Origin of the sequence: Paraburkholderia sp. NPDC080076 (genome assembly GCF_050281145.1) — a bacterium.
Taxonomy (GTDB): domain Bacteria; phylum Pseudomonadota; class Gammaproteobacteria; order Burkholderiales; family Burkholderiaceae; genus Paraburkholderia.
Map to the genome: position 1 here is coordinate 236,449 of NZ_JBNNWQ010000003.1, position 24,379 is coordinate 260,827.

Annotated in this window: 19 protein-coding genes; 9 read left to right on the plus strand and 10 right to left on the minus strand. The window is 61.6% G+C overall.

Annotated features, from left to right (window positions below; translation table 11 throughout):
* The first annotated feature begins 85 nt into the window (after positions 1-85).
* Complete coding sequence (locus ACQKRQ_RS13365) at positions 86-892, plus strand: transporter substrate-binding domain-containing protein (protein ID WP_427478319.1); 807 nt, start codon at positions 86-88, stop codon at positions 890-892.
* 98 nt (positions 893-990) lie between these two features.
* On the opposite strand, the gene hutH is transcribed toward ACQKRQ_RS13365, so the two are convergent.
* The 3 genes from hutH to ACQKRQ_RS13380 all read right to left on the minus strand — a co-directional run bounded on the left by hutH (position 991) and on the right by ACQKRQ_RS13380 (position 4,904).
* Positions 991-2,565, minus strand: a complete 1,575-nt coding sequence (gene hutH, locus ACQKRQ_RS13370) for a histidine ammonia-lyase (RefSeq protein ID WP_427477439.1) — start codon at positions 2,563-2,565, stop codon at positions 991-993.
* A gap of 197 nt (positions 2,566-2,762) precedes the next feature.
* Entirely contained in the window at positions 2,763-3,692 is a 930-nt protein-coding gene (locus tag ACQKRQ_RS13375) for a LysR substrate-binding domain-containing protein (RefSeq protein WP_427477441.1), read from the minus strand.
* 315 nt (positions 3,693-4,007) lie between these two features.
* Positions 4,008-4,904, minus strand: a complete 897-nt coding sequence (locus ACQKRQ_RS13380) for a fructose bisphosphate aldolase (protein WP_427477443.1) — start codon at positions 4,902-4,904, stop codon at positions 4,008-4,010.
* A 338-nt stretch (positions 4,905-5,242) separates the two neighbouring features.
* Between ACQKRQ_RS13380 and ACQKRQ_RS13385 the strand changes: the two genes are divergently transcribed.
* Both ACQKRQ_RS13385 and ACQKRQ_RS13390 read left to right on the plus strand, forming a co-directional pair.
* Entirely contained in the window at positions 5,243-5,641 is a 399-nt protein-coding gene (locus ACQKRQ_RS13385; RefSeq protein WP_427477444.1) for an RcnB family protein, read from the plus strand.
* Positions 5,642-5,831: 190 nt separating this feature from the next.
* A complete protein-coding gene (locus ACQKRQ_RS13390) occupies positions 5,832-6,416 on the plus strand; it encodes a TMEM175 family protein (RefSeq protein ID WP_408176632.1) in 585 nt (194 codons plus the stop codon).
* Positions 6,417-6,481: 65 nt separating this feature from the next.
* Here the strand turns inward: ACQKRQ_RS13390 and ACQKRQ_RS13395 are convergent, their stop codons facing one another.
* The 5 genes from ACQKRQ_RS13395 to ACQKRQ_RS13415 form a co-directional block, all read right to left on the minus strand.
* A complete protein-coding gene (locus ACQKRQ_RS13395) occupies positions 6,482-8,245 on the minus strand; it encodes an MOSC domain-containing protein (RefSeq protein WP_427477446.1) in 1,764 nt (587 codons plus the stop codon).
* Positions 8,246-8,324: 79 nt separating this feature from the next.
* Positions 8,325-9,863, minus strand: coding sequence for an efflux transporter outer membrane subunit (locus ACQKRQ_RS13400; RefSeq protein ID WP_427477448.1), 1,539 nt, complete (start codon positions 9,861-9,863; stop codon positions 8,325-8,327).
* Positions 9,860-10,939 (minus strand): HlyD family secretion protein, encoded by a 1,080-nt coding sequence (locus ACQKRQ_RS13405; protein WP_408176636.1) that lies wholly within the window; start codon positions 10,937-10,939, stop codon positions 9,860-9,862. Before ACQKRQ_RS13405 ends, ACQKRQ_RS13400 begins: the two co-directional genes overlap by 4 nt.
* 12 nt (positions 10,940-10,951) lie before the next feature.
* A complete protein-coding gene (locus tag ACQKRQ_RS13410; protein WP_427477449.1) occupies positions 10,952-12,577 on the minus strand; it encodes an MFS transporter in 1,626 nt (541 codons plus the stop codon).
* Positions 12,578-12,981: 404 nt separating this feature from the next.
* On the minus strand, positions 12,982-13,656 hold the full coding sequence (locus tag ACQKRQ_RS13415; RefSeq protein ID WP_427477451.1) for an antibiotic biosynthesis monooxygenase family protein: 675 nt from the start codon (positions 13,654-13,656) through the stop codon (positions 12,982-12,984).
* Positions 13,657-13,785: 129 nt separating this feature from the next.
* On the opposite strand from ACQKRQ_RS13415, the gene ACQKRQ_RS13420 reads away from it, so the two are divergent.
* Both ACQKRQ_RS13420 and ACQKRQ_RS13425 read left to right on the plus strand, forming a co-directional pair.
* Complete coding sequence (locus ACQKRQ_RS13420) at positions 13,786-14,172, plus strand: hypothetical protein (protein ID WP_427477453.1); 387 nt, start codon at positions 13,786-13,788, stop codon at positions 14,170-14,172.
* Positions 14,139-15,095, plus strand: coding sequence for a LysR family transcriptional regulator (locus tag ACQKRQ_RS13425; RefSeq protein ID WP_427477455.1), 957 nt, complete (start codon positions 14,139-14,141; stop codon positions 15,093-15,095). The genes ACQKRQ_RS13420 and ACQKRQ_RS13425 overlap by 34 nt, the downstream gene beginning before the upstream one ends.
* Positions 15,096-15,155: 60 nt before the next feature.
* Here the strand turns inward: ACQKRQ_RS13425 and mug are convergent, their stop codons facing one another.
* Together mug and ACQKRQ_RS13435 are read right to left on the minus strand one after the other, a co-directional pair.
* The gene (gene mug, locus ACQKRQ_RS13430; protein ID WP_132374401.1) at positions 15,156-15,692 is read right to left on the minus strand and encodes a G/U mismatch-specific DNA glycosylase; all 537 of its coding nucleotides are present in this window, start codon (positions 15,690-15,692) and stop codon (positions 15,156-15,158) included.
* A gap of 181 nt (positions 15,693-15,873) precedes the next feature.
* Positions 15,874-16,902 carry a GlxA family transcriptional regulator gene (locus ACQKRQ_RS13435; RefSeq protein ID WP_427477457.1) on the minus strand — a complete coding sequence of 343 codons (1,029 nt, stop codon included), beginning with the start codon at positions 16,900-16,902 and terminating at the stop codon, positions 15,874-15,876.
* Positions 16,903-17,417: 515 nt separating this feature from the next.
* Here ACQKRQ_RS13435 and ACQKRQ_RS13440 point away from each other — a divergent pair.
* The 4 genes from ACQKRQ_RS13440 (at position 17,418) to ACQKRQ_RS13455 (ending at position 24,376) form a co-directional block, all read left to right on the plus strand.
* Entirely contained in the window at positions 17,418-20,249 is a 2,832-nt protein-coding gene (locus ACQKRQ_RS13440; RefSeq protein ID WP_427477459.1) for a 2-oxoglutarate dehydrogenase E1 component, read from the plus strand.
* A gap of 398 nt (positions 20,250-20,647) precedes the next feature.
* Positions 20,648-22,513, plus strand: coding sequence for a biosynthetic-type acetolactate synthase large subunit (gene ilvB / locus ACQKRQ_RS13445; RefSeq protein WP_427477461.1), 1,866 nt, complete (start codon positions 20,648-20,650; stop codon positions 22,511-22,513).
* Positions 22,514-22,596: 83 nt separating this feature from the next.
* On the plus strand, positions 22,597-22,962 hold the full coding sequence (locus tag ACQKRQ_RS13450; protein ID WP_427477462.1) for a hypothetical protein: 366 nt from the start codon (positions 22,597-22,599) through the stop codon (positions 22,960-22,962).
* Positions 22,963-23,074: 112 nt separating this feature from the next.
* Entirely contained in the window at positions 23,075-24,376 is a 1,302-nt protein-coding gene (locus ACQKRQ_RS13455) for a TolC family protein (protein WP_427477464.1), read from the plus strand.
* The last annotated feature ends 3 nt before the right edge of the window (positions 24,377-24,379 follow it).

Here is a 24,379-nt window from a genome sequence, read left to right on the forward strand (position 1 = left end):
GCATTCAAATCCATAGGCAGGGAGACTTCAAATGAACCTCAGTCGTCGGGACGTTGTAAAGGCAGTGGCTTGCGCGGCGTCCGTCATGGCCGTCGCGTTTTCTTCAACCAGCTACGCGAAGGAGTGGAAGACCGTCACCATTGCCCTCGAGGGCAGCTATGAACCGTGGAATCTGACACGTCCGGACGGCACGCTGGATGGCTTCGAACCGGAGCTTGTGAAAAATCTCTGCACGCGTATGCGCGTCCAGTGCAAACTGATCGCGCAAGACTGGGACGGGTTGATTCCCGGGTTGAACTCCGGCAAATTCGACGTGATCATGGATGCCCTGTCGATCAGTGACGAACGTAAGAAGGCGATCACCTTTTCAAAGCCATATGCAAATACGCCAGCCGCTTTTGTCTCGGTCGGGTCGGGCGTGCTGCCGAAGCTGCCGCCGGGCGCCGTACCCATCAAGCTGACCGGCAATCCGGCAGTTGACAGGCCGGCCGTCGACCTGCTGCGCGTCAGCTTGAAGGGCAAATCGATCGGGATCGTCACGGGGACGGTCTATAGCAAATTCATCAACGAGAACTTCAAGGATATTGCGAGCATTCGCGAATACAAGAACGCTCCGGAACACGACATCGATCTGATCGCGGGACGTATCGACGTGGCGTTCGACGACGCATCCTACTATGCGTCCGCCTTGTCGAAACCCGCCAACGCGACGTTGGGATTCACCGGTCCGAAGATCGGCGGTCCAATCTGGGGGGACGGTGAAGCGCTCGGTTTGCGCAAAGCCGACACGGACCTGAAAGCCATGTTCGATCAGGCAATTGCCGCGGCGCTTGCTGACGGGACGGTGCACACGCTCAGTCAGAAGTGGTTCAAAACGGACGTCACGCCCTGAACCTGAATTTATGGTCGAGACGCAGTTTGGCTTGACTGGTTTTTAACGAGCCGTCGATATCCCTGGAATCGACGGCTCGTTTGCCATTAGTGGAGCAGTTATTCGTGCAGTGCGCCGGTGATGTTCTCGACGACGCTCAGCAGATCGCCCCGCGTGACCAGTTCGTGAATGTGCACCATGTCCGGGTGGAAGAAGCGATCGTCCTCCACCTTGGGCACCTTCTGCCTGATCCGGGCGTAGACCGCTGCCGTGGCAGGCGAGGCGTCTGCCGGGTCGAAGAAATCCAGAGCCTGGGTCGCCACCATCAGTTCGATCGCGAGGACATGCTGGAGTTTCTGCGACGTCTCGTAAGCCTTGCGCGCGGCAAGATACGCAAAGCTCACGGGGTCTTCCTGATTGCCGCTCGTCGAGACGCTATCCACGCTCGCAGGATGAGACAGGATACGCATTTCTCCGAGCAGGCCCGCGGCGGTGTACTGAACGATCATGTAGCCGCTATTCAGACCGGGGCGCGGCGCGAGGAACGCCGGCAGTTCGCTGAAGTGCGGGTTCACCAGCCGGTCGGTCCGGCGTTCGGAGATTTTGGCGAGATTGGTCATCGCGATGCAGAGGAGGTCGCTCGCGATGCCAACGAACGTGCCATCGAAATTCGCGCCTGAAATGGCGAGGCCGTCGCCCTCGTGGGGATAGATGACGGGGTTGTCGCCGCAAGAACCGACCTCGTCGAGAATGGCCTCGCGCGCATCATTGATGGCTCGCTTCGAGGCGCCATGGACTTGCGCCATGGCGCGCAGACTGTAGGTATCCTGCAAGCGGTAATCGACAAAGCGTTCGGTCAATGCGCTGCCGGCGAGAATTCGTCGCAGATTGTCGGCCGCGTTGGACTGGTCCCGGTGTTTCTTGACCGAGTGGTAGCGCGCGTCGAGCGAGCGTGTTGTGCCCTTGAGCGGCTGCAGGGACATGGCAGCGGCAATGTCGGCGACCTTGGACGCTTCCAGCGCGTTATGCAGCGCGAGCATGCCGATTGCGGTCACCGAGGTCGTGCCGTTGACCAGCGCGAGCCCCTCCTTGCAACGCAGGGTATGAGGTTTCAGGCCGGCTTTCTGCAGCGCTTCCAGACCGCTCATCCGTTCATCGCCATAGGTTGCCTCGCCTTCGCCAATCAGGACGAGGGCCATGTGCGCTTCGGGTCCGAGGTAGCCGACCGAGCCGTCACCAGGCGCTACCGGCGTGATGCCGTGATTGAGCAATTCCGCAATCTGCTGCAGTAAGTCGAGCGTGACACCGGAATAGCCTTTTCCAAGGCTGTTCAGGATCATGAGCTGAGTCGCGCGGACGACCTCGTGCGGCAGCGGGGCGCCCACCGAGACCGCGTGCGAGCGCACGATATTGCGTTGCAGATCTTCGGCCTCTTCCGGCCGGATCACGCGGGTGGAGTTGTCGCCGAATCCGGTAGTGACGCCGTAGACGAGGCGATTTTCCTCGAGAAACCGTTCGACCAGCATGCGCGAGCGCGACACGCGCTCGCAATATTTCTGCGAGAAGCGGACCTTCGCACCATGTTTTGCGACCGCGATAAATTCCTCGATCGATATGTCGTCATCGCCGAGCAGCACTTCGCTAATGTGCTTTGGGCGAGCCCGCAGGCTATCGTGCCCTGTGTTCATGTTCATGCGTGATCCCTATGATTTGGCTGGTTAGCTGAAACCATGCGGCAGGCACGCAGCGGCAAACAGCGATGACTGATGCGCATGGATTCGCTTTCGAGCATAGGGTGGCGCATAGACGCCGACAAACCATTTAATCTGCGGAGCCTCTATAGTTTTTCTAAAACACGAGCGGTGCGCTCGGGGTCCGGAATGATGAAGGGTCAACCAAATATCGCGTTAATGTCGCGTTGCGTCTGCGCGGCTTCCTCGGTCAGCCAGTCGAGGAATTGCCGTGCGTCCGGCGCCTCGAGCGCGCCGGATTGCCACACCAGGTAGTACGGATACGGCATGGGCAGCGAGATCCTGAAGGGTGCGATCAGCAGTCCCTGCGTCAGGCTATCGGCAGTGAAAAGTCCCTGACCGAGCGACACGCCTCTGCCGCGCAGCGTCGCATCGACGGCCATGCCCGAAAGCGAGTAGGTCAACGGAGCCAGTGTGTCTGGCACAGGGACGCCGGCTGCGCGCAACCAGTCGCCCCAGGTCGGCGGCGACCTCTCGTTCCAGCCCCACTCGACATGGACAAGCGGGTAGTGCAGCAAATCCGCGGGCTGCTCGATCGGGTGGTCCGCCCGCAGCAGTGACGGCGAGCACACCGGTGTCACCCGGTCGGTGAACAGGAGGCGGTAGTGGGCTCCGTCCGCGGGCGGCGTTCCGTACGTCATACGGACATCCCAATTGCTTTCGCCGCGCTTCGGCTCGCGATCCGTGGCCTCCACGTGGACGCGCACGCCGGGTGATAGCGTGTGCCACTTATCCAGCCGCGACGCAAACCAATGCGTTGCAACCGAAGGGAACGTGCTGAGTGTCAGGTGAGGACCATGCTGCGCCGCTTCCAGGGCCGTGTGCGCGGCATGAAAGCATTCGAAGCCGCGGGCCACGTGCTCGTGGTAGAGCTGGCCGAGCGCGGTGGGGCGCAGGCCGGTGCTTTCGCGGTCGAACAGCGCGACGCCGAGGAATTCTTCGAGTTGGCGGATCTGTTGACTGACTGCTCCGGGCGTCACGTGCAGTGATTCGGCGGCGGCGACGACATTCTTGTTGCGAACCACGGCATCGAATGCCTGGAGGGCGCGCAGCGGCGGCAAACGGTTCATCTTCGGGGTTCCGGAACTGGCGGCACGCTGGCCATCCGGAGCGGACGCCAGCGCCCCGATATTAGTGTAAAAAGACGGTCCGAAGCTGCTCGCCAAAATAAGCAGGATGCAGCGTTCGCCGTGTCGCGGCGAGAGGCCGAAGTTGGATCGATAGCGGTGGTTGGGCCATGGCGCGCTTTACGCGAATGTGCGAGGAAGAATTCGAGGAGCATCAGGCCGCGCGCTTTGTCCGGCCATGAAGCCGGACAAAGCAGCCCGTTCCCGTTCGGCGAACCAGGGCCTCGATTCGCCAGGCGCGGTCTCCTGAAAGCCGCTTCAAACCTTGACGACGGAGGCCTGATAGATCTCGTCGACGGATTTCTCGAGCGTCGTGTTGAATTCACTGTCGCTCATCGATGCCTTGAGCTCGTTGATCAAAGCCCGTGAGAAGCTGGCGATCATGCCGTGATTCGACGCGAGCCGTTTGCACGCGTCGGCTCGCGTGTAGCCGCCGGAAAGCGCGACTACACGTGCGACACGCGGATGCTCGATCAGCGGACGATAGAAGTCCGCTACGTCCGGTATGGTCAGCTTGAGCATCACTTGACGGCTATCCGGCAACGCATCGAGGCCTTTGGTCAGTTCCGCGAGGAGGGTGGCTTCCGCCCCCGGCTTGTCCGGACTCTTGATCGAAATCTCGGGCTCGAGGATCGGCATGAGACCGTGCGCGTCGATCTGAGCGGCCAACTCGAACTGTTGCCTGGCAATCGCAGCGATCCCGGCTGGCGAATTCTGGTTGATGACCGAGCGCATCTTGGTGCCGCAGATACCGAGCTTCGCGGCCCTGGCGAGCAGATCGTCCAGGCCGGGAATCGGCTTCATCAACTGGACACCGTCGGCTTCGGCTTCCAGGCCCTTATCGACCTTCAGGAACGGCACGACGCCGCGCTCCTCCCACAGGAAGGTCGGAACGGGTTTCCCCTGCGCCTGTCCGTCCATGGTCGCTTCGAACAGGATGGCCCCGATGATCTTCTCCCCCGTAAAGGCGGGTGCCGTGATGATGCGCACGCGCATCTCGTGTATCAGCTTGAACATCTCGGCGTCATTGCTGTAGGCGCTCTCCGGAATGCCATAAAGCCGCAATGCGCCAGGGGTCGAGCCGCCGCTCTGGTCCAGGGCGGCAAAAAATCCCTGTTTCTCACAAACTTGCGCCAGCATCTTCTCATCAGCCACGATCGTCTCCCTCTTCACGGTGGAATATCAAACCAGCATTTCTGGTCGCGACACGTTGCGTTCAATACGTTCAGTGTGACGATGTTAATGCAAATGTGGGACTCGTTGAAAAAACGGTCGCCGGCGTCGGCTATTGAGGCTTGTGTCGTTTTTATTACGCGTGACGCCCAAACACTATTTAACATACACTTACATCGCATTTTGCCAGGCTTGCCGTCGCACGCGGCGCGGCTGGGGAGCAGGCCCATGGCCGCTCAATAGCCAGTCTGTCAGACGCCCCTTCGCGCACCAAACCGCGTGTTGAACCGATCTCCCGCCATCCTCTCTGGGACACAGACATGAAGTCGAGAATCATCGCACCGCTTTTGATCGCTTCGTTACTTGGCACGTCGGTGGCCGCTTTCGCGCAGCCGCACCACGATGACCACGGCAATGGCCCGTCTTCGCACAACAAGCCAAACCCTGGTCACGGGGCTCCACATGGAAAGGGTCACGGGCGTGCTCCGCACGACGCGTCGCGCGGAGGTCCCGGTGGTCCCATTCCTCATAACGACTGGCACAAGGGCGAGCGGCTTCCGGCGGAGTACCGCGATCATAATTACGTCGTCGACGACTGGCACGGGCATGGACTGCAAGCGCCGCCGCGCGGGTATCAGTGGGTGGGCGTGAACGGGGACTACGTACTCGCTGCCATCGCGACAGGGGTCATCGCCAACGTTCTGCTTTCCGGGCACTAAGCGGCCGGATCGATATCGATCGATGCTCCGAACCGCTGGACGTTGGTCGTTCTGCGAATATGAGGACCGTGCCCGCCCTGGCGGCCACGGTCCTGCTTATGTCGCATGTTTTGGTTTGTATGCTGTCTTGACTGCCCGAGCGCGGCCGTTGCTGTTGAAATGACTTCTTGCTTATCCCAGGGAGCCCGCCATGCGTGAAGCAAAAGCAACCGCCGAACGTCTAGCTGCTTTTTCAGACGGCGTCTTCGCAGTGATCGTGACCATCATGGTGCTGGAGCTCAAGGCACCGGAGGAGCATTCGTTCTCGGCGCTGTTGCCTCTATGGCCGATCGCCCTCAGCTACGCGGTGAGCTATCTTTTCGTCGCGATCATCTGGATCAATCACCATCACCTGATGCGGTTCGTCGGTCCGCCGACGCTGGGCATGATATGGGTCAACTTCGTTCATCTCTTCCTGGTCTCGCTGTTGCCGTTTGCGACCGCGTGGGTAGCAACGACCCAGCTCGCGTCGTCGTCCGTGATGTTTTACGCAGGTCTGTTTATATGTATCGACGCGGCGTACAACGTTTTCGAACATCAGGTATTGACTCAGGCGGATGCCAGCATGGTGTCCGCGCGTATGCGGCGTACAGCGAGATACCGATCGCTGATCGTCCTTGCGGGGTTCACGTCAGCCATGCTGGTTGCGATCGTCGCCCCGCGCGTCGGCTTCGGTCTGATATGCGTGGCGTTGACGCTGCACTTGCGGCCGGATCTCTCCGAGTTCAGGCCGTGACCGATCTTCAAGGGCAGCGCTCGTGAAAAAGCTGTTCGCCTCGAAAGAGGCGGACAGGTTCGTGCTCACAAATCAATGACGACGTCACCAGCCGGCTGGGAACAGCAGACCAGCACGTTCCCTTGCGCGGGCATGTCGAGCGGCTCGGGACTATAGTTCACCGTCCCCGAAACCAGTCCGCTTTCACAGTTGTGACAAACACCGGTTCGACACGACCATCGAACCGGCACGTCACACGCTTCGGCCAGCTCCAGAATGTTCGGATACAGCGCCGCATTCCAGTGCGCCGCGACGCCGCTGCGGGCAAATGAAACGAGCGGCCCGGTGTCGGCATCCTCGGTCGGCTGGTGCGGCGCGCGCGCCGAAGTGCCGACGATACCCGGTGTCAAAGTCTCACCGCCGCTAAAGATTTCAGCGTGAATCCGTTCCGGCGCGACGCTCAGCGCAGCGAGCACCATTTTCATGTCCGCCATGAAGCGCGTCGGGCCGCAGAGGTAGAAATCCGCGCCTTGCGGCACGCCTGCCTCGTCGAGCGCTGTCCGCGAGAGGTGGCCGAGCGCATCGAAATTCTCGCCGATGCGCTCGCTCGCATCCGGCCGGCTGTAGCAGACATAGCTGCGCCCGTACGTCAGTTTGTGCACCAGAGCGCGGGCTTCGTCCGCGAACGCATGGTGTTGCCGGTCGCGAGCGCCGTGAAGCCACCACACCTGCCGCGTCGAGCCCGCCGCGGCCAGCGCATGCAGCATGGCAAGAACCGGCGTCACGCCGATTCCCGCGCTGAGAAGCACAAGCGGACCGTCTCCGGGCTGCAGAACAAAGGCGCCGCGCGGCGCGCTGACGTCGATTGCATCGCCTATACGGACGTGCGCTTGCAGGTAGGTTCCCGCTGCCCCATGCGGCTCGACCTTGACGCTGATCCGATAGCGCTCGGTCGATGCTTCGCCCGAAAGCGAGTAGCTGCGAAAGAGTGGCGGGCCGCCGGCGGGCCGTGGCAGACGCAACACCACGTACTGACCGGGCAGCGCCGTTTGCAGCGGTTGACCGTTCGCGCTTTGCAACGTCAGCGAGAGCACATCGGCGCACGCCGGTTCAATCGCCGTCACCGTGAGTGGCCGAAACCCGGGGGCAACCGGATGCGCGGCAGCGGCGGGTGCAAGGCCTGCATTCCCGCTCGCTGCACCCCTTGTCTGGTCGCGCAACAGCGCCTCGAACGACCCACGCCAGCCGGGCGACAGTGCCTCGATGCGCAAGGCCTGCTCCAGCCGATCGCGCGGATGATGAGGGGAATACAGGAGCGCGTTGATCTCGGCGACGCTCATGCGCTCTATTGCCTCGCCGACTTTCACGATGTCGTCGCCGGCGCCGACGGCACCCTCCTGCAGGACGCGCAAATAGAAACCTGGCCGTCCGCTGGATGTCAGCAACGCAGGCATGCGGGGCTCGTTCGTCCGAATGCCGACGCGATAGCAGGTCACGCGAGGTTGCGTCACCTCGAACAAGGCCGTGCCGATCCGATAGCGGTCGCCGATGCACACGTCGGAGTCCGGCATGCCTTCGATCGTGAAGTTCTCGCCGAACTGTCCGTAGACGAAGTCGCTACGCTTCAGTTGCGCCTGCCAATGGCGATAGGACTCGATCTGGTAGACGAACACGGCTCGCTGCTCGCCGCCGTGCCCAGCCAGATCACCCTGACCGTCGCCGGTCAGATTCAGGCGGCCGGCCCAACAACGCGCGTGCGCCGGCTCCTTCCAGATTCCCGTGTGGACCGTGCGGCCTTTCCAGTCAATGTCGCGCGGTAGTCCGACATTCACCGAGAGCAATCGAGCCATGCTTCCTCCTGAATCACGAGAGCGCGCCTACAACGTCAGCTCATGGTCAGCGCACAATCACACGCAATAGCATGCCACGTCAATGTGGACTGTCCTGTCTGGCATACGTTGACTCCCACCCGCCGCCGAGCACCTTGCACAACGTGATGAGGTTCGCGTCGGCGTCGGCCTTGCTTTGTTCGAGGTTGCTCTGCGCATCGAGCAACTGTTTCTGCACGTTCAGCACGTCGAGAAAATCGACCGCACCGGCCTTGTACCTTTGCCGCGCAATCGACAGCGCACGCTGGTTCAGGCTCACGACCGTTTTCAGGCGATCACGCCGCCGCTGTTCCGCGTCATAGACGACGAGCGCATCGTCCACCTCGCGCCATGCCTGAAGCACGGTGTGCTTGTAGACAATCGCCGCCTCCTGCTGCTGTGCCTCGCGCAGATGAAGCGTGCCCTTGAGGCGTCCGCCTTCGAAGATAGGCAGCGTGATCGACGGTCCCACGACAAACTGCCCGGACGCCCAGTCGGCGAGATTCGAGAGCTGCAGGCTCTGGAACCCGGCGCTACCGTTCAGCGAGATGCGTGGATAGAAGTCGGCCTTCGCCATGCCGATCGTCGCGGTGGCCGCGTGCAGTTGAGCCTCCGCTTTCCTGATGTCGGGTCTGCGCTGCACCAGTTCCGACGGCACGCCAATGGGCACCTGATCAGGCAGTGCCGGTACATCGTGCGGCTCGGCGAGCATCTGTCTTAATGCGCCAGGTTCCTTCGCCAGTAGCACGCCAATCGCATTGATGGTGGTCTCGTTGCGCGATTCGAGCGTCGGGATCAGGCTTTCGATCGACTCCGCCTGGGCCATCGCGTTGGCTACATCCAGCTCCGTGGTGACGCCTTCATGCACCCGCGTTTGCGTGAGCTTCGTGGCGTCGTGCGCGATCTCCAGGTTCTGTTTCGCGATCTGCAGCAGCGCTTGCGTGTCGCGCAACTGGATGTAGTCGCGGGCGAGTTCGGCGCGGGCGGACAACAGGATCGCGTTGCGGTCCTCGTACGATGCATCGGCGAGCGCCGAAGCGGCCTCGACACCGCGTCGGGCGCGACCCCAGAAATCGAGCTCCCATGATGCATCGAAGCCGAACTGGTAGAGATCGTAAGCGGGCGAGCCTTTGGCGCCCGGCAATGGCGCCACGCCAAGCGGTGCGCTGCCCGATGCCGACTGCGGCTGACTTCCCGTCGGGGTGACGCCAAGCAGCGACAGGATGCCGTTCGGACTTCCGCGCTCGCGGTTATAGGAGGCGGCGCCGGCCAGCGTCGGATATTCTTCGGCACCGGCAATGCGCTGTTCCGCCCGGCTTTGCCGCAGGCGCGCCGACGCGGCCGCGACGTCGAGATTCGCATCGCTCAGCTGGTTCTCCAGCGAGTCCAGCACGGGATCGTTGAAGAGCGTCCACCATTGCGGACTGAATTCGGATTCGACCGCTTTGCTCGAAGCCTGCGCGGTCTGGGTGCGGTTGAACACGTCGGGCGTGGCCGTCTGCGGACGTTCGAAGTTCGGGCCGACCAGGCAGCCCGTGAGCAGGGAGCTCAGCAGCAACGCGAGCGCCGGTGTGCGGAGGGAGAAGTCGCTCGCATTCATTTCGCGTCCGCTCCCGCGATGCGCATATCGGCACGCTTGCCGACGGCGACCTCCGTTTCGACGGACAGGCCCACGCTCAAAGCGGACGCGGCCTGTTGTCCGTGGTCGATCGTGATCTTGACCGGCACGCGCTGGACGACCTTCGTGAAGTTGCCCGTTGCGTTATCGGGCGCGATAGGCGCGAAGCTCACACCTGTGGCGGGGGCAAGACTATCGACGTGTCCCCGGATCACTTCGCCCGGAAAACTGTCGACCTTGATCCGAACAGCGTCGCCGGGCCGCATCCGGGCGAGCTGGTTTTCCTGGAAGTTGGCGACGATATAGGCGTCCGACAGCGGCACGATCGCGAGCAGCGGCGCGCCGGTCGTCACGAATGCGCCGACCCGTGCCGAACGCCGTCCAACCTTGCCGTCGACGGGCGCGCGGATCTCCGTATACGACAGGTTGAGCTTCGCCTGTTCGAGCGCGGCTTCGGCGTGCGCCAAAGCGCCGGCCGCCTTGTCGCGCTGGGTCTTCAACACGTCGAGGTTCTGCTCGGTCGCCACGAGTGCGGCCCGGTTGCGGGCCTGCTGCGCGAGTTCCTCGGCCAGCGCGCTCGCGGCGTGCTGCTGCTCCTGCGTCGTGCCCGCGCCGGTTTCCGAGAGATTGCGGTAGCGCGAGGCGTTCGCGCGCGCAAACTCGAGCGTCGCGTCATCCGCGCGAAGCGTGGCACGCGCCTGATCGACGAGCGCGGGCTGCCGCGCAATCTCGGCCTCGTAGTTCGCGACCGATGCCTTCGCCGCCGCCACGTCCGCCTGTGCACTCATCAGTGCGGCGTGGAAGTCGCGGTCGTCGATGCGTACCAGCAGTTGCCCGGCTTTCACCTGCTGGTTGTCTTCGACGAGCACCTCGGAAAGCTGGCCCGCGACACGCGGCGCGACCAGCGTGAAATCGGCCGTCACATAGGCATCATTGGTGGTCTCGCTGGTCGAGCCGGTGAATAGCCAAAGGCAGGCCGCCAGTACAGCGACGCCGAGTATGAGCACATACGCGGCAAGACGGATCGTTCTGGGAGGAAATCGGGTAGCGGATGACATAGATAGCGGCGCTTAGCGGGAAGAGGGCGGCGTTGTGCTCCAGGGCGGATAAACGCGCACGGGTAACACCGGAATAACGAAAAGGAAGGCGACGGCGATACCGGCCATCACGCGATAGAGATCCGCCGATGTCAGCACGACGGCCTGCTCGTGAATCCGGTGCGCGAGTTCGCCGATGCTGTGAGCCGCATCGATGCTCTGGCTCGTGACCAGCGCGTTGTTGCCCAGGTGGTCCACCAGCATGCTCGAATGGAAATGCTCGCGTGCCGTACCGAGCCCATCGATGAGACCGGTTGCCGCTGCGGCGGTAAATGTTTTGAGTGTGTTGAACATGGCCGAGGCAAACGGACCTTCCGTTGGGGGCAGGCCGGTCGTGACGCCCATCAGGATGCCCATGATCACCATGGGCTGAGCAACGATCTCCAGCGACTGAAGCCAGTAAAAGTTCTCGCGAATCCACTCGGAGGTCATGAAGCTCCCCAGAAAACACGTGGTGGCGATCAGGCAAAGTCCAATGGCCATGACCCAGCGGTGGTCGACCTGCCGGAGATTGAGCAACGCGGCGGTCGCGGGCAGCGCAATCAGTAGCGGAATGGCGACGAGCAACGACAGCGGCGCGGTTTGCAGCGGCCGGTAGCCGTGAATCTGCGCGAGATACTGGCCGGGTATGGCGGCGACGCCCACCAGCAGGATCACCGCGCCGACCAGTGTGAGAAGCCCGTGCGCGAAGTTCCGGCGGGCAAGCAGTTGCAGTTTGAAAAACGGCAGCGGATGAAACCACTCGTTGACAAGGAATGCCACGAACAACAGCGTCCCGCCGCAAAACATCGTGGAGATAAACGTCGAATTCAGCCAGTCAAGCCGATCGCCCTGCAGCAGGCCGATGACGAGCATGGCGATGGCGGGATAGCCGAGCAGGAATCCGGTCCAGTTGAATGAACGGAACCGTTCGAGTCTGGTTGGATCGGCTGGAAGCCCCTTGTAGATCGCCACGCAGCTCACGAGGCCAAGCGGCACGATTTGCCAGAAGGCCATTTGCCAGCCGACATATTCGGTCCACAACGCGGCGAGCGGCGTGCCGAGCGCCGGTCCGAAGGTCGCCGTGAGTGCGTAGCCCGCGAGTCCATATAACTTGACCCTCGGGGGCAGGTAACGCAGCGCGACGATGATCAGCATCGGCGGCAGACATCCGCCTGCGACGCCCTGCAGCGCACGCAACACATAGAGCGTCAGCAGGTTCGGCGCGAAGGGACACAGAAATCCAAGCAACATCACGGCCAGCACCGCGCCGATCGTGAATCGCTTCAGCGTGAACGTCACGCCGAACCACGGCGCGAACACCATCGTGGCCACGTTCGTCGCCTCGAAGAGCGCGGTCAGCCAGGTTCCATCGTCTCGTCCGATCGAGAACGCGCCGCGGATATCAGCGAGCGCCACCGCGGTGACCTGTTCGTTCAGTATGGCCAGCAGCGACGCCAGCAGCATTCCGATCAGGCCGATAGCGAGGCGCAGGGGCAACTCGGCTTCGGTGGGTGTCTGCTGCGCAGGAGTCCCTGTCTGGGGCACAGAGACCGGCGTCGACGATGGCGCGAGCTTCGCTTCTCCTGTTCCAGTTATCGATGGGTTGGCGCTGTTCATAGGGGTCCGGCTACCAGTGTTTAATGGGGCATTCCGTCGGAAAATCTTCCTGCCATGCCCGGTGTTCGCGAAGATCCAGCCGGCTCGCTACCGTATTGCCGCCGCGCGATGGGTTTATGAATTCTAGGAGGCGGCCCGGCTTTCTTAAAGCTGACACATGTTGCGTATCTGGCCATTTCGTGCACGAATCTGGCCAATGTCATTGTCGCTCCCGGGACAAGGTGCGAACCGCCGGCAATGAATCTTTTCCATTCGGTCAACAGAACAAATTTCACCGACATGGGGCGGCGAGAGCAGCCGTCTTGTTGTAGCGACCGTGAATGGCGCGAATGCGGAAGCGGCATATCATTGCCCCACTGGCCGCCGCCTCGTTTCAGAAATGCCGAATTCGCACGGCGTCCGGCTTACGCCTTGGGCTGCGCCTCGGCAAAGTATTGAGGCGCCTCGCGGCGATCGAACATTCCGTACTCCCGGACAACGCGGATGTGCCGCAGGCGCACGAACTTCGGCAGCGTCGTATTGCGCTCGAAGGCTTCAGCGGCCGCGAGGTCTTCCCACGTTGCCACCGCGATGACGTCGCCGGGTGTCATCAACGCGTCGAATGCGTCCCAGGCGACGAGACCGGGCGCCTTCGTATCGAGTCCCAGCGATTGCGCAACCGCGTCCGCGCTCACCAGCTTGACCCAATCCGGTGCGTACGTGGCATCGAGTAGCGTTATCGCCTTGCCTACTCCCGTTTCGGTGCTGTCGAGCCGTTGCTCGATCAACGTCTGCCCGGCAGGTACGCACGTATCCGCGACGGTCTGGCCAATGCGCAAGCGGTAGTCGGCAAAGACGCGATCGCGCGCCGCCTGCTGCACCTTGTGATGGTTCGTCGTCACTCGCCAGCGTATCAGCGACTTCTCATCGCGCCAGCTCGATAGCGAAAGCAGCCATCCCTCGCGTGTCAGACTTGCGTAGCGGGTATTGTCGACGAAACCATCGATCGCATCGAGCTCCGGGCGCAGCATCTTGGCCATGCCGAGATAGGCGTCGAATTGTTCGGATAACGGATTGACTTCGAGCATTGCAGAAAACATGGATTCCTTCGTCTGGTTGAGGATGCCTGGTCATGTGGCGGGACAGGTAACCGCAGCGATGCAGTCGGTTCATCACCATGTGACCGTCGCGCGATGGGTCATTTGATTGTCGGAGATGGAGAGGGCTTCTTGAAGCCTCATCAGGCCGCATATTGGGCCATTCCATGCGCGAATTTTGCCAGGCTGGCTCATCACGGATCACAGAGGCGAAGCGCCGATCCGGAAACGGTCATTTTCCGTTTGGCTAACAAACAAAATCCCACTGAGATGGGATATCGCGAAGGCAACTTCCTTTGTTCGTTGAAAGAGCGCGAAATCGGCCATTCGTGGTCTTCTTCGAGTCAGCCGCGGAAAGAGAGCGTCACCATGCAGGACATGACGCTTACTATTGCCGCATCTTCCTGGCGCCTGATGACGCCGCGTCCCCGTGAGGAGGGCGTGATCTATTGGCAGGCTGAAAACACATTCAAGTTGGAATCAAGATGGACAGATTACGTGAGATGGAGGTTTTCGTAGCCATCGTCGACCGAGGCAGTTTTACCAGCGCGTCGGAGAAACTCGGAATGTCGGCGCCTGCGGTCTCGCGGGCGCTCAACTCGCTCGAAGCCCGCTTGGGCGCGCAACTGCTGGCGCGAACAACCCGTTCAGTCCGACCGACAGAGGCAGGCATGTCGTACCTCGATGCCTGCCGCAAGGTGTTGGATGCCGTCACGGACGCAGAAGCCGATGTCGCGGCTTGCCAGGACAACCCGGTAGGCACACTGACCATTTCTGCTCCGGTGCTGTTTGGCCAGCGATTCATCGCTCCGCTAATCGATGCGTATGCCCAGCGTTATCCTGACGTCAGCATCAACGCGGTGTATGTCGATCGCACCACGCGACTTCTGGAGGAGGGCGTGGATATCGCCATCCGGATAGGCCACCTGGGGGATTCTTCGATATATGCCATTCCGTTGGGTTTTGTACGGCGTCGAACCTACGCGGCCCCGGCTTATCTCGCGGCGCATGGAGAACCCGTTCATCCCAGGGAGCTTGCCGATCACCATTGCGTGTCCCTCACGGGAGTGACGAACCCTCTCGAATGGACGTTTTATGAAAACGGCTTGAGGCTATCGGTCCGCGTTCAGCCACGAATGATCGTCAACCTGGCGCCGGCGGCCGTTATGGCAGCCGTCGACCGTGTGGGAATAACGCAATTGTTTTCCTACCAGGGGGCGTCCGAGGTACTCAATGGAACGTTGCTGCCAATCTTGACGGCATTCGAGCCCGAGTCGACGCCGGTCAACTTGCTGCATGTGGAGCGGCGAGGCGCAAGCGGTAAGATTCGAGCCTTCGTGGAGTTCGTCACCGAGACGTTGCGCAGAAACGTGCATCTTCAACACATGGAAACCGCGGTGACGATGAATGGGACCTCTGGAATCTTGAGTCCGGTCAAATAGGGCATGCTGATGGGGCAAGCCGGATCGCGCGGGCTAGTCCACGCGGCGAATTCTTTAAGCTCAAGCCGAACCGGCCGGCGCGACTGCAAGACGAAGTTCCCGATAGGCGGTCACCAGCGCATCGAGGCTGAAAGTCCGGTTCAGGCCACTGGGATTGGGCAGCACCCATGCGCGAGCGCCGCCGAATGTGGCCGGTTGCAGTCCCCACTGAATGTCGCGGCTGCCCGACATTGCGCTGAGCGCCATCTTTCCGAGGAAGGCAACGCATCGCGGCGCATATCCTTCAATCTTCCGTTCGAACTCCGTCGCGGCCGCTTTGAATTCCCACTGCGATAGCTGATCCGCTCGTGCGGTCGGACGCGAGACCACCGTGGTGAGACCACAACCATACTGCAGGAGCGTGTGGTCGTCTTCGGGACCAAGCTGTTCGGGAGTAAAACCCGCCAGATGAACGGTCCGCCAGAACCGGTTGCCTCTGCCGGCAAAGTGGCGGCCGCTCGACGCCGCGCGGACGCCCGGATTGATGCCGCAAAATACAACGGATAAACCCGGCTCAAGCAGATCAGGAAGAGATTGAAGTGAATCGGAGCGAGTCACGGATGGGTGTAGGCCTATTCAACATGTACATTCGAGGCGCCGAGTGGCAACAACAGGCTACCTCGAAGACACCACGAGCGCAGTTTGAACCACCCCGCCACGACGGACAAGCGGCAAGAACGTCGATTTCAGGTCAAATGTGTTCCGATTCTTGCCAGCCCAACCTGGGTGGACCCGAGAGCTAATCGACAGTTTCCAGTTCTGCTGTTTCGACTTGCTCCTCGACCTCGCCAGATGCCCACTGCTGCTTGCCTACCGTGCCGCGGAATCGTTGGCGATACTGTCTGGGCGTAACGTTGAGCCGTCGGAAGAAAGTGGTTCGCATATGCGTGGCGCTATGAAAGCCACAATTGAACGCCACGGTCTTCAGAGGCGCATCGGTCTCCTCAAGCAGCTTCCTCGCGGTGTCGACGCGAACCTGCTCGACAAACGCGGACGGCGTCACCTTGGCATACTTCGCGAATAGCCTCGAGAACGTACGGCGGCTGACTGAAACAGCGCTGGCAAGCTGTTCGATCGACAACGCGTCGGTAATGTGCTCGGTCACATACCGGAGCACCTTGCCGACGATCGGATCCTGGTCCTTCCGTACTCCGACGTAAGGACTGTATTGAGACTGTCCGCCTTCTCGCTGGATGTAGACCACCAGGCGTTTCGCAACCCGCACCGCCAGTTCGTGCCCCCAGTCTTCCGCGACCAGCGAAAGACACAGGTCTATGCCCGCCGTCACACCGGCAGAAGTAAAGAGGCGTCCGTCGCGAATGAAGATCCGGTCCGGCTGCACGCGTGCCTGAGGGAACTCGTCAGCGAGGCGATCCGCATCTGCCCAGTGGGTCGTCACGTCCTTGCCGTCGAGCAGCCCGGCGTGCGCGAGCACGAATGCGCCGTTGCAAACGGAACCGAAGCGGGTCGCGCCGCGCGCCTGGTCTTGCAACCACTTCAGAAACTCGGGCCGCGGCTCGGCATTGGGCAACCGCGGTCCGCCTGCTACCAGCAGCAAGTCGAATGGCGTGTCGAAGTCCGCATAGCTATAGGGAATCGCGAGTTGCATTCCGTTCGAGCACGACACGGTGCCGGCCTCGTTACCCAGCAGAAACACCTCATACTTCTGGTGTTCAGGGAGAAATGTGTTGGCTTCCGCGAATACGTCCAGAGGGCCCGCAACATCCAGCGCCTGCACATCATCGAATACAACAATGGCGACTTTCATGTCGTGACCCTCGTTCCTCGTTGCCGGACTTCATGTCCGCTGGACCCACTATAAGAGCGAAGCGCCACGGGATAAATGCGTCGCGCCGAAAATCACTTATTACACGAAGTGCTGGTATGCAAGCCGGGAAATACTGGTAGAGCGGCACGCAGACACGTTCGTTGGCCGTCGCAAGGGCGGAGTCAGGAGAGCGCGGTTCATTGCGGCGCCCCTCATGACCCTGTTCGCAGCCGACGCGCGGGGCAACGCGGGCTACGTGGCCCAAATCTCACCTCTATTGGCCCGCGACGGCGCCAACGATGCACACGGTCGCCGTGCCGACTACCTATGCTTTATCTCATCAATGCGGCTGGGATCTTAAAGCTCGGGCGCACCAGAGAATCTGTCGTCGGCGAAATGGTCGTCCGTCCTTAGCCCCTGGTTGCACGCCGGACTGGCCACGATGAGGCTACAGCCGCCTCAACCCATGTCACGGTCGAAGTTCAGACCGGACGCGAATCGAGGACAGATTCATCATGCTGATGGAAAAAATTCAAAGCTCTTTCCTGTTCGGGGGAAACGCCCCCTATGTCGAGGAGCAGTACGAACTCTACCTGGCTGACCCGGCATCGGTCGCGGATGAGTGGCGCGCATATTTCGATGCGTTGCGCGAAACCCCCGCCATCGACGGCAGCGACCGCGACGACGAACCGCACGCGCCTGTCGTTTCCACCTTTGTCGAGCTGGGCAAGCGCGCGCGCGCCACGGAGACGACGCTCGATGACGGACTCGCAATCGCCAGAAAGCAGGTGGCGGTGCAGTCGTTGATTGCCGCGTTCCGCATGGTCGGCACGCGCAAGGCGAAACTCGACCCGCTGCTGTGGACTCCGCCGCAGGCCTCCGTCGAACTCACGCCGGCGTTCTACGGCTTGTCGGCGGCAGACATGTCCACGCGATTCAGCACGGCCGACACGTTTCTTTTCGACGAAGACGCAACGCTGCGCGAGATCGTCGCGGCGCTCGAACAGACCTATTGCGGCACACTCGGCGCCGAATTCATGCACCTGAGCGATGCCGGCGAGCGGCGTTGGTGGCAAATGCAACTCGAGTCGACACGCGCGAGGCCTTCGTTTTCGGTAGCGGAGAAAAAACGGTTCCTCGAACGCCTGACGGCTGCTGAAGGACTGGAGAAGTACCTGCACACGCGCTATGTCGGGCAAAAACGCTTCTCGCTGGAAGGCGGCGAATCGTTGATCGTGTTGCTGGACGAGCTGGTTCGCTATGGCGCATCGAAGAAGGTCGGCACGGTGGTGATGGGCATGGCGCATCGCGGGCGTCTGAATGTGCTGGTGAACATTGCCGGCAAGCCTTTGCGCGCGCTCTTCGACGAGTTCGAGGGCAAGAGCGGCGACCCTCTGCCGGCCGGCGACGTCAAGTACCACAAGGGCTATAGCGGTGTCACGCAGACGGCCGACGGGCCTGTCGATGTCGTGCTTGCATTCAATCCCTCGCACCTGGAAATCGTCAACCCGGTCGTGCAAGGCATGGCGCGCGCCAAAGGCGAGACCTCGGGCACGGGCGACGGGAGCGACGTGTTGCCCGTCGAGATTCACGGTGACGCGGCGATGTCCGGGCAAGGCGTCGTGATGGAGACGTTGAGCCTGACGTACACCCGAGGACACGGCACGGGCGGAACGGTCCACGTGGTCGTCAACAATCAGATCGGCTTTACGACTTCGGATCCGCGCGATACACGCTCGTCGTTCTACTGCACGGACATCGCGAAGATGATCGAGGCGCCGGTTTTGCACGTCAACGCCGACGACCCGGAAGCGGTGGCCATGGCGGTGCGCCTCGCGCTCGACTATCGCACGGCGTTCAGGCGCAGCGTGGTGATCGATCTTGTCTGTTTCCGCAAGCACGGGCATCAGGAACAGGACACGCCCGCCATCACGCAGCCGCTCATGTACCGCGCGATTACCAGCCACCCTGGCGTGAGGACCGTGTACGCGCAACAGTTGATCAGGGAAGGCGTAGTGACGCCGGATCAGGTCAAGGACACCCTCGACGCACATCGAGACAGTCTCGAACACGCGCGAGAAGCCGAAGCGCCCGGCGTATCTGTACAGCCAGCCGAAATACCCACTTGGCCGAAGTTTCTCGAGGACTATGCCGGTCCGGTCCAGTATGGTCCTCCATTGCCCGCTCAGGTGCGCGCGTTGGCGCAACAGATCTCGACCATCCCGGACGGATTCGAAATCCATCCGCTGGTCGGCAAGATGATCGCCGCGCGCCGCGAGATGGCCGCGGGGAGAAAGCCGGTCGATTGGGGCATGGGCGAGCACCTGGCATTCGCCTCGTTGCTCGACGCCGGGATCGATGTCCGCTTGAGTGGGCAGGACAGCGCGAGGGGCACGTTCAATCACCGCCACGCCGTTCTGCACAATCAGACACGCACGAGCCGGTCGGAGGGCGTGTACATCCCGCTCGATCATATCGACGGCGCAAGCGGTCGATTTACGGTGACGAACTCCATTCTGTCGGAGGCGGCCGTGCTGGCCTTCGAGTATGGCTACTCGACGGTCAACCGCAATGCGCTCGTCGTGTGGGAGGCGCAGTTCGGGGACTTCGCGAATGGTGCGCAGGTTGTGATCGATCAGTTCATCGCAGCGGGCGCCGCAAAGTGGGGACAACTCAGCGGCTTGACCCTGTTCCTGCCGCACGGGCAGGACGGGCAGGGACCGGAACACGCGTCGGCGAGACTCGAGCGATATCTGCAGCTTTGCGCGCAGGACAACATGCGGGTCACCCAACCGACCACGCCCGCGCAACTGTTCCATTTGCTGCGGATGCAAGCGGCTGTGTTCGATCGCCGGCCGCTCATCGTGATGACGCCCAAGTCGCTGTTGCGTCATCCGGAAGCGGTCAGCACGCTCGACGAGCTGGCCACGGGTGCGTTCCGCGAGATCCTGGTGGACACGCAGGTCGAGCCGTCGCGGGTGTCGAATGTGGAGCGCGTCATCGTGTCTTCGGGCAAGGTCTACTTCGACCTGCTCGAACAGCGCCGCACGTCGGGTGTTGACGATACGCCGCTCATCCGCGTCGAACAGCTGTATCCGTTTCCGTCCAGGCAACTCGCCGCGGAGTTTGCGCGTTATCCGAATCTGAAGACCGTGGTCTGGTGTCAGGAGGAGTCGCGCAACCAGGGGGCATGGAGCTTCGTCGAACCGCAGTTGCGTGAGATCCTGCCTTCGGGTGCGCAATTGCAGTATGCGGGACCGGCGGCTTCCGCGTCGACCGCGCCCGGTTATCACGCGGTACATGCGGCGAGACAGGCTGCGCTTATCTCAAGTGCGTTCGCGAAATAATGGCTTGTGCATCTCGCGGTGATACCGCGCGCGGACCTTCAGTCGCTCGGGACGTGGATAAGCGGCCCGAGCGGCGACCGTTCGCATGCAACCGAAAAAGATCTGCGGACGGCGGGTCATCGCAATGGCTCAAATGCGATCTATCTTGGCCCATATACAAGCGCTTTTATGCGTGTGCGCAGCCTCAATCATTGTCAGAATGAATAAAACCGTTTCTCACGATTCTTCCAGACGCACATCAAAAAAGTGCTGGATGGGCTGCGCTTCGTACGGAGAACCCGTCGGAGCAATCGCCCATTAGCTGGTAAGGAACATACGCTGTTCTCGAGTTGGAAGAGAAATCGTCCTTAGATTTTGGCCGCTGATGTTGTCAGCGCCCGTTTCCATGCGAGTCAGCCATGACCCAAAACCCAAACGCTGCTTTAAACGCTCTCCTGAAGCCGCCGGCTACCGGCGAATCGATGTCGGGTGCCGACATCATCCTGCGCGTGCTCAGCGAACAGGGTGTCGATACCGTATTCGGCTATAGCGGCGGCGCAATTTTGCCGACGTACGATGCCGTCTTTCGTTTCAACGAAATGCACGCGCAAACTCCCGAGCGCCAGATCAAACTCGTCGTACCCGCCAATGAACAGGCCGCCGGCTTCATGGCCGCGGGTTATGCGCGCGCGAGCGGCAAGGTCGGCGTATTCATGGTGACGTCAGGCCCTGGGGCGACGAACGCGGTGACGCCGATCGCCGACTGCAACGGCGATTCGATCCCTGTCGTCCTCATATGCGGACAGGTGCCTCGTGCCATGATCGGCACCGATGCTTTCCAGGAGGCGCCCGTTTTCAACATCATGTCGGCGTGCGCAAAGCAGGTGTTTCTGGTGACCGACCCGGCAAAGCTGGAGCAGACGCTGCGGACCGCATTCGAAGTCGCTCGCACCGGCCGTCCAGGCCCGGTTGTCGTGGATGTGCCCAAGGACATCCAGAACTGGAGCGGCGTCTATCACGGGCACGGTACGCTGGAGTTTCGAGGCTACTCCGACCGTCTTCGCATGGTGGCAAAAGGCGCTCGTCTCGAAGAGGACAAGCGCACCGAATTCTTCGATCTGCTGGCGCGCAGCAAACGGCCGTTGCTGTATGCCGGCGGCGGCATTATCACGGCCGGCGCAACGGCCGAGTTGCGCCAGTTTGCACAGCGCTTCGGGATCCCCGTGGTGACCACACTGATGGGTCTCGGCGCGATATCCGTGAAACACGAACTGGGGCTCGGCATGCTGGGCATGCACGGCGCGGCCTGTGCGAACTACGCGGTGGAAGATTGTGACTTCCTGATCGCGGTAGGCGCCCGATTCGATGACCGGGTCGCCGGTGGCCGCCCTGACGCATTCGCGCCCAGAGCGCGGTATGTCGCGCATATCGACATCGACGAGGCGGAAATCAACAAGGTGAAACGGGCGCACTGGACGCACGTAGGCGACGCGAAGGATACCCTGCTGTCACTGATGAAGCATGGTCCAGCCGCGCAACCGCCGTTGGACTGGCTCGACCGAATCAAGGAACTGAAACGGGTCTACGGTATGAACTACGACCGCAATAGCCCGGCAATTCAGCCGCAGTTCGTAGTCGAAAAGCTCAGTGAAATTACCGGCGGGCGAGCCATCGTCACCACAGGCGTCGGTCAGCATCAGATGTGGGCTGCGCAATTTTTCGACTTCGTCGAACCGCGCAGCTTCCTGACTTCGGGCAGTATGGGGACCATGGGTTTCGGGCTGCCCGCGGCGATCGGCGCTCAACTGGCGCGACCTGATGCGCTTGTCATCGACATCGATGGTGACGGCAGCATCCGCATGAATATTGGCGACCTGGAGACGGCAACCACCTACGGCGTGCCTGTCAAAGTACTGCTGCTCAACAATCTCGGTGACGGGATGATCCGGCAATGGCAGCGTCTCTTTTACGAGGGGCGCTTGTGTGTGAGCGACAAGTCGCTTCATCGCAAGGATTTCGTCATGGCAGCTCGGGCCGACGGGTTTGAGTTTGCCGGTCGCGTCGACGCAATCAGCGAACTCGAAGGCCAACTCAGGGCCTTCATAGAATTCGACGGACCGGCTTTCCTCGAAGTGATGGTCGACGAGAATGCCGATGTCTTTCCGATGGTCGGACCGGGGCAAAGCTACGCGAATATGATCACCGGGCCGTTCATTCCGTCCCGGGTCGAGTCGGAAACCAAAGGGAAGGGCACGGAGCGTCAAGCGGCTGCGGATATGTTCTAAGCAACTTCGTGTTGATTCACGCGCTCTTACGCGTACGCCATTGACAGCGTGACAATGCCGATGGCTGCGCTATACTTGCGGCGATGAAAATCCTGCGGACACTTCTCGTCTTGCTGCTGTGTGTGATGCTGCCCCTCAGTGGGCTGGCAGCAAGCGGCACGACCGGAGCGTGTCCCATGGAATCCGCCATGACCGGCGACACCGCCGCCATGTCGGCTGATATGCCCGGCTGCGATTCGGCAAGCCCCATGTCCAGTGAACACGCCAAGTCGAAGGTATCGCTGTGCAAGGTGAGCGCCCAGTGTCAGATGGGCAGCCTCTATCACCCCGTTTCTTCTCCCACCGTGACTCGACCCGCCGGGTCGTTTGTTCCCGTCAGCTTCCACTACGCACAGTCGCTCTCCATCCGCGAGCCGGATGGCCTCTGGCGTCCACCGCAGTCCCTCTAACTCCATCGTTCTGGTTCGCCGCTTTTACGCGGTGATGTCGTCCCGTTTCGGGATGTGAGTTCGTGTGTCCGCTCGCGCGGCTACACACGGCTCGACCATTCGAGGTTAGACCATGCTTTCCTTCATCGGCACGCCGGCATCCCGGCGCGCCTGGGCTAGCTCATGCGCCGTCTTCCTTGCGTTCGGCCTGCTGGCTGGCCGCGCGGCGCATGCCCAAGACGCGGGCTTGACGCTCGACGAGGCACTTCAAATAGCCACTAGTCGCTCGTCCTCGATCCAGGCTGCGCAAGCCTCGGTTCGGGGAAGTTCGGACGTGGTTGTCAAAGCCGGGCAACTGCCCAATCCCACGCTGAATCTGAGTGTCCAGGACCTGCCTGTCAATGGACCCAATGCGTTCACGATCGGGCAGGACAATTTCACGATGCGTGGCATCGGCATCCAGCAGGAGTGGGTTTCTCCTGCAAAGCGCCGGCTGCAAACAACGCTGGCCGATCGTGCCGTGGAGCGCGACAAATCGACGTACCTCGAAAAGGTCGCGGAGGTTCGTCAGCAAGTGGCGATGGCCTGGCTCAATGCCATCTACGCAAAGAAGGCCGTCGCGCTGAGTCAGGCGCTGGTCGACCATCTGAGTCAGGAGCTCGCCGTAAAACAGGCGTCGTACCGTGGCGCAAAAGGGGCGGCGATCGATATCGCCCAGGCGAGCCTGACGCTTGGCAATGCGCGTGATGAACTGATCTGCGCCCAGCAGGACGAGAGGACCGCGTTGATCACGCTGTCGCGCTGGACGGGAGCGGGCAATGTGCTCGAAGTGGGCGGCACGCCGCCGGCACTCCAGTCACACGTATCGGGTTTAAGCGTCGAGCAGCTTGCTCAGGTTCAGCCTTCGTTGATCGCGGCCCGCGCAGCCATTTCGCTGGCCGATGCCGACACGGACGTTACCCGAAGCAACCGAAGCCCGAACTGGACCTGGGGGCTGACCTACTTCAAGAGCGGTGGCAAGTTCCCGGACTACGTGTCGGTCGGTGTTTCCATCCCGTTGCCGATCCATCGCGGGAACGTCGAAGACCGCGACGTCGAGCAAAAGTCCGAAATGGGCACGCAGGCGCGGCTCGTTTATGAAGACACCGAGCGGCAGGTGGTCGCGGATATCCAGAGTCTGACGGCAAAGCTCGCCAGTGGGCGGGGGCGTCTGGCCAACGCCAGACAAACCGTTCTTCCCGCGGCCGAACAAAAAGTGCAACTGGCCAATGCCGCTTACCGGTCGGGTATCGGCACGCTCTCCGATGCGTTGGACGCGAGACACACACAGCTCGAAGCGGACCTTCAGGTGTTGAATCTTGAACGGGACGTTTCCCTCGCCTGGGCGCAGCTCGAATACCAGGTTTTGCCGCCCGACCTGACCTCCGCCCAGTAAAGA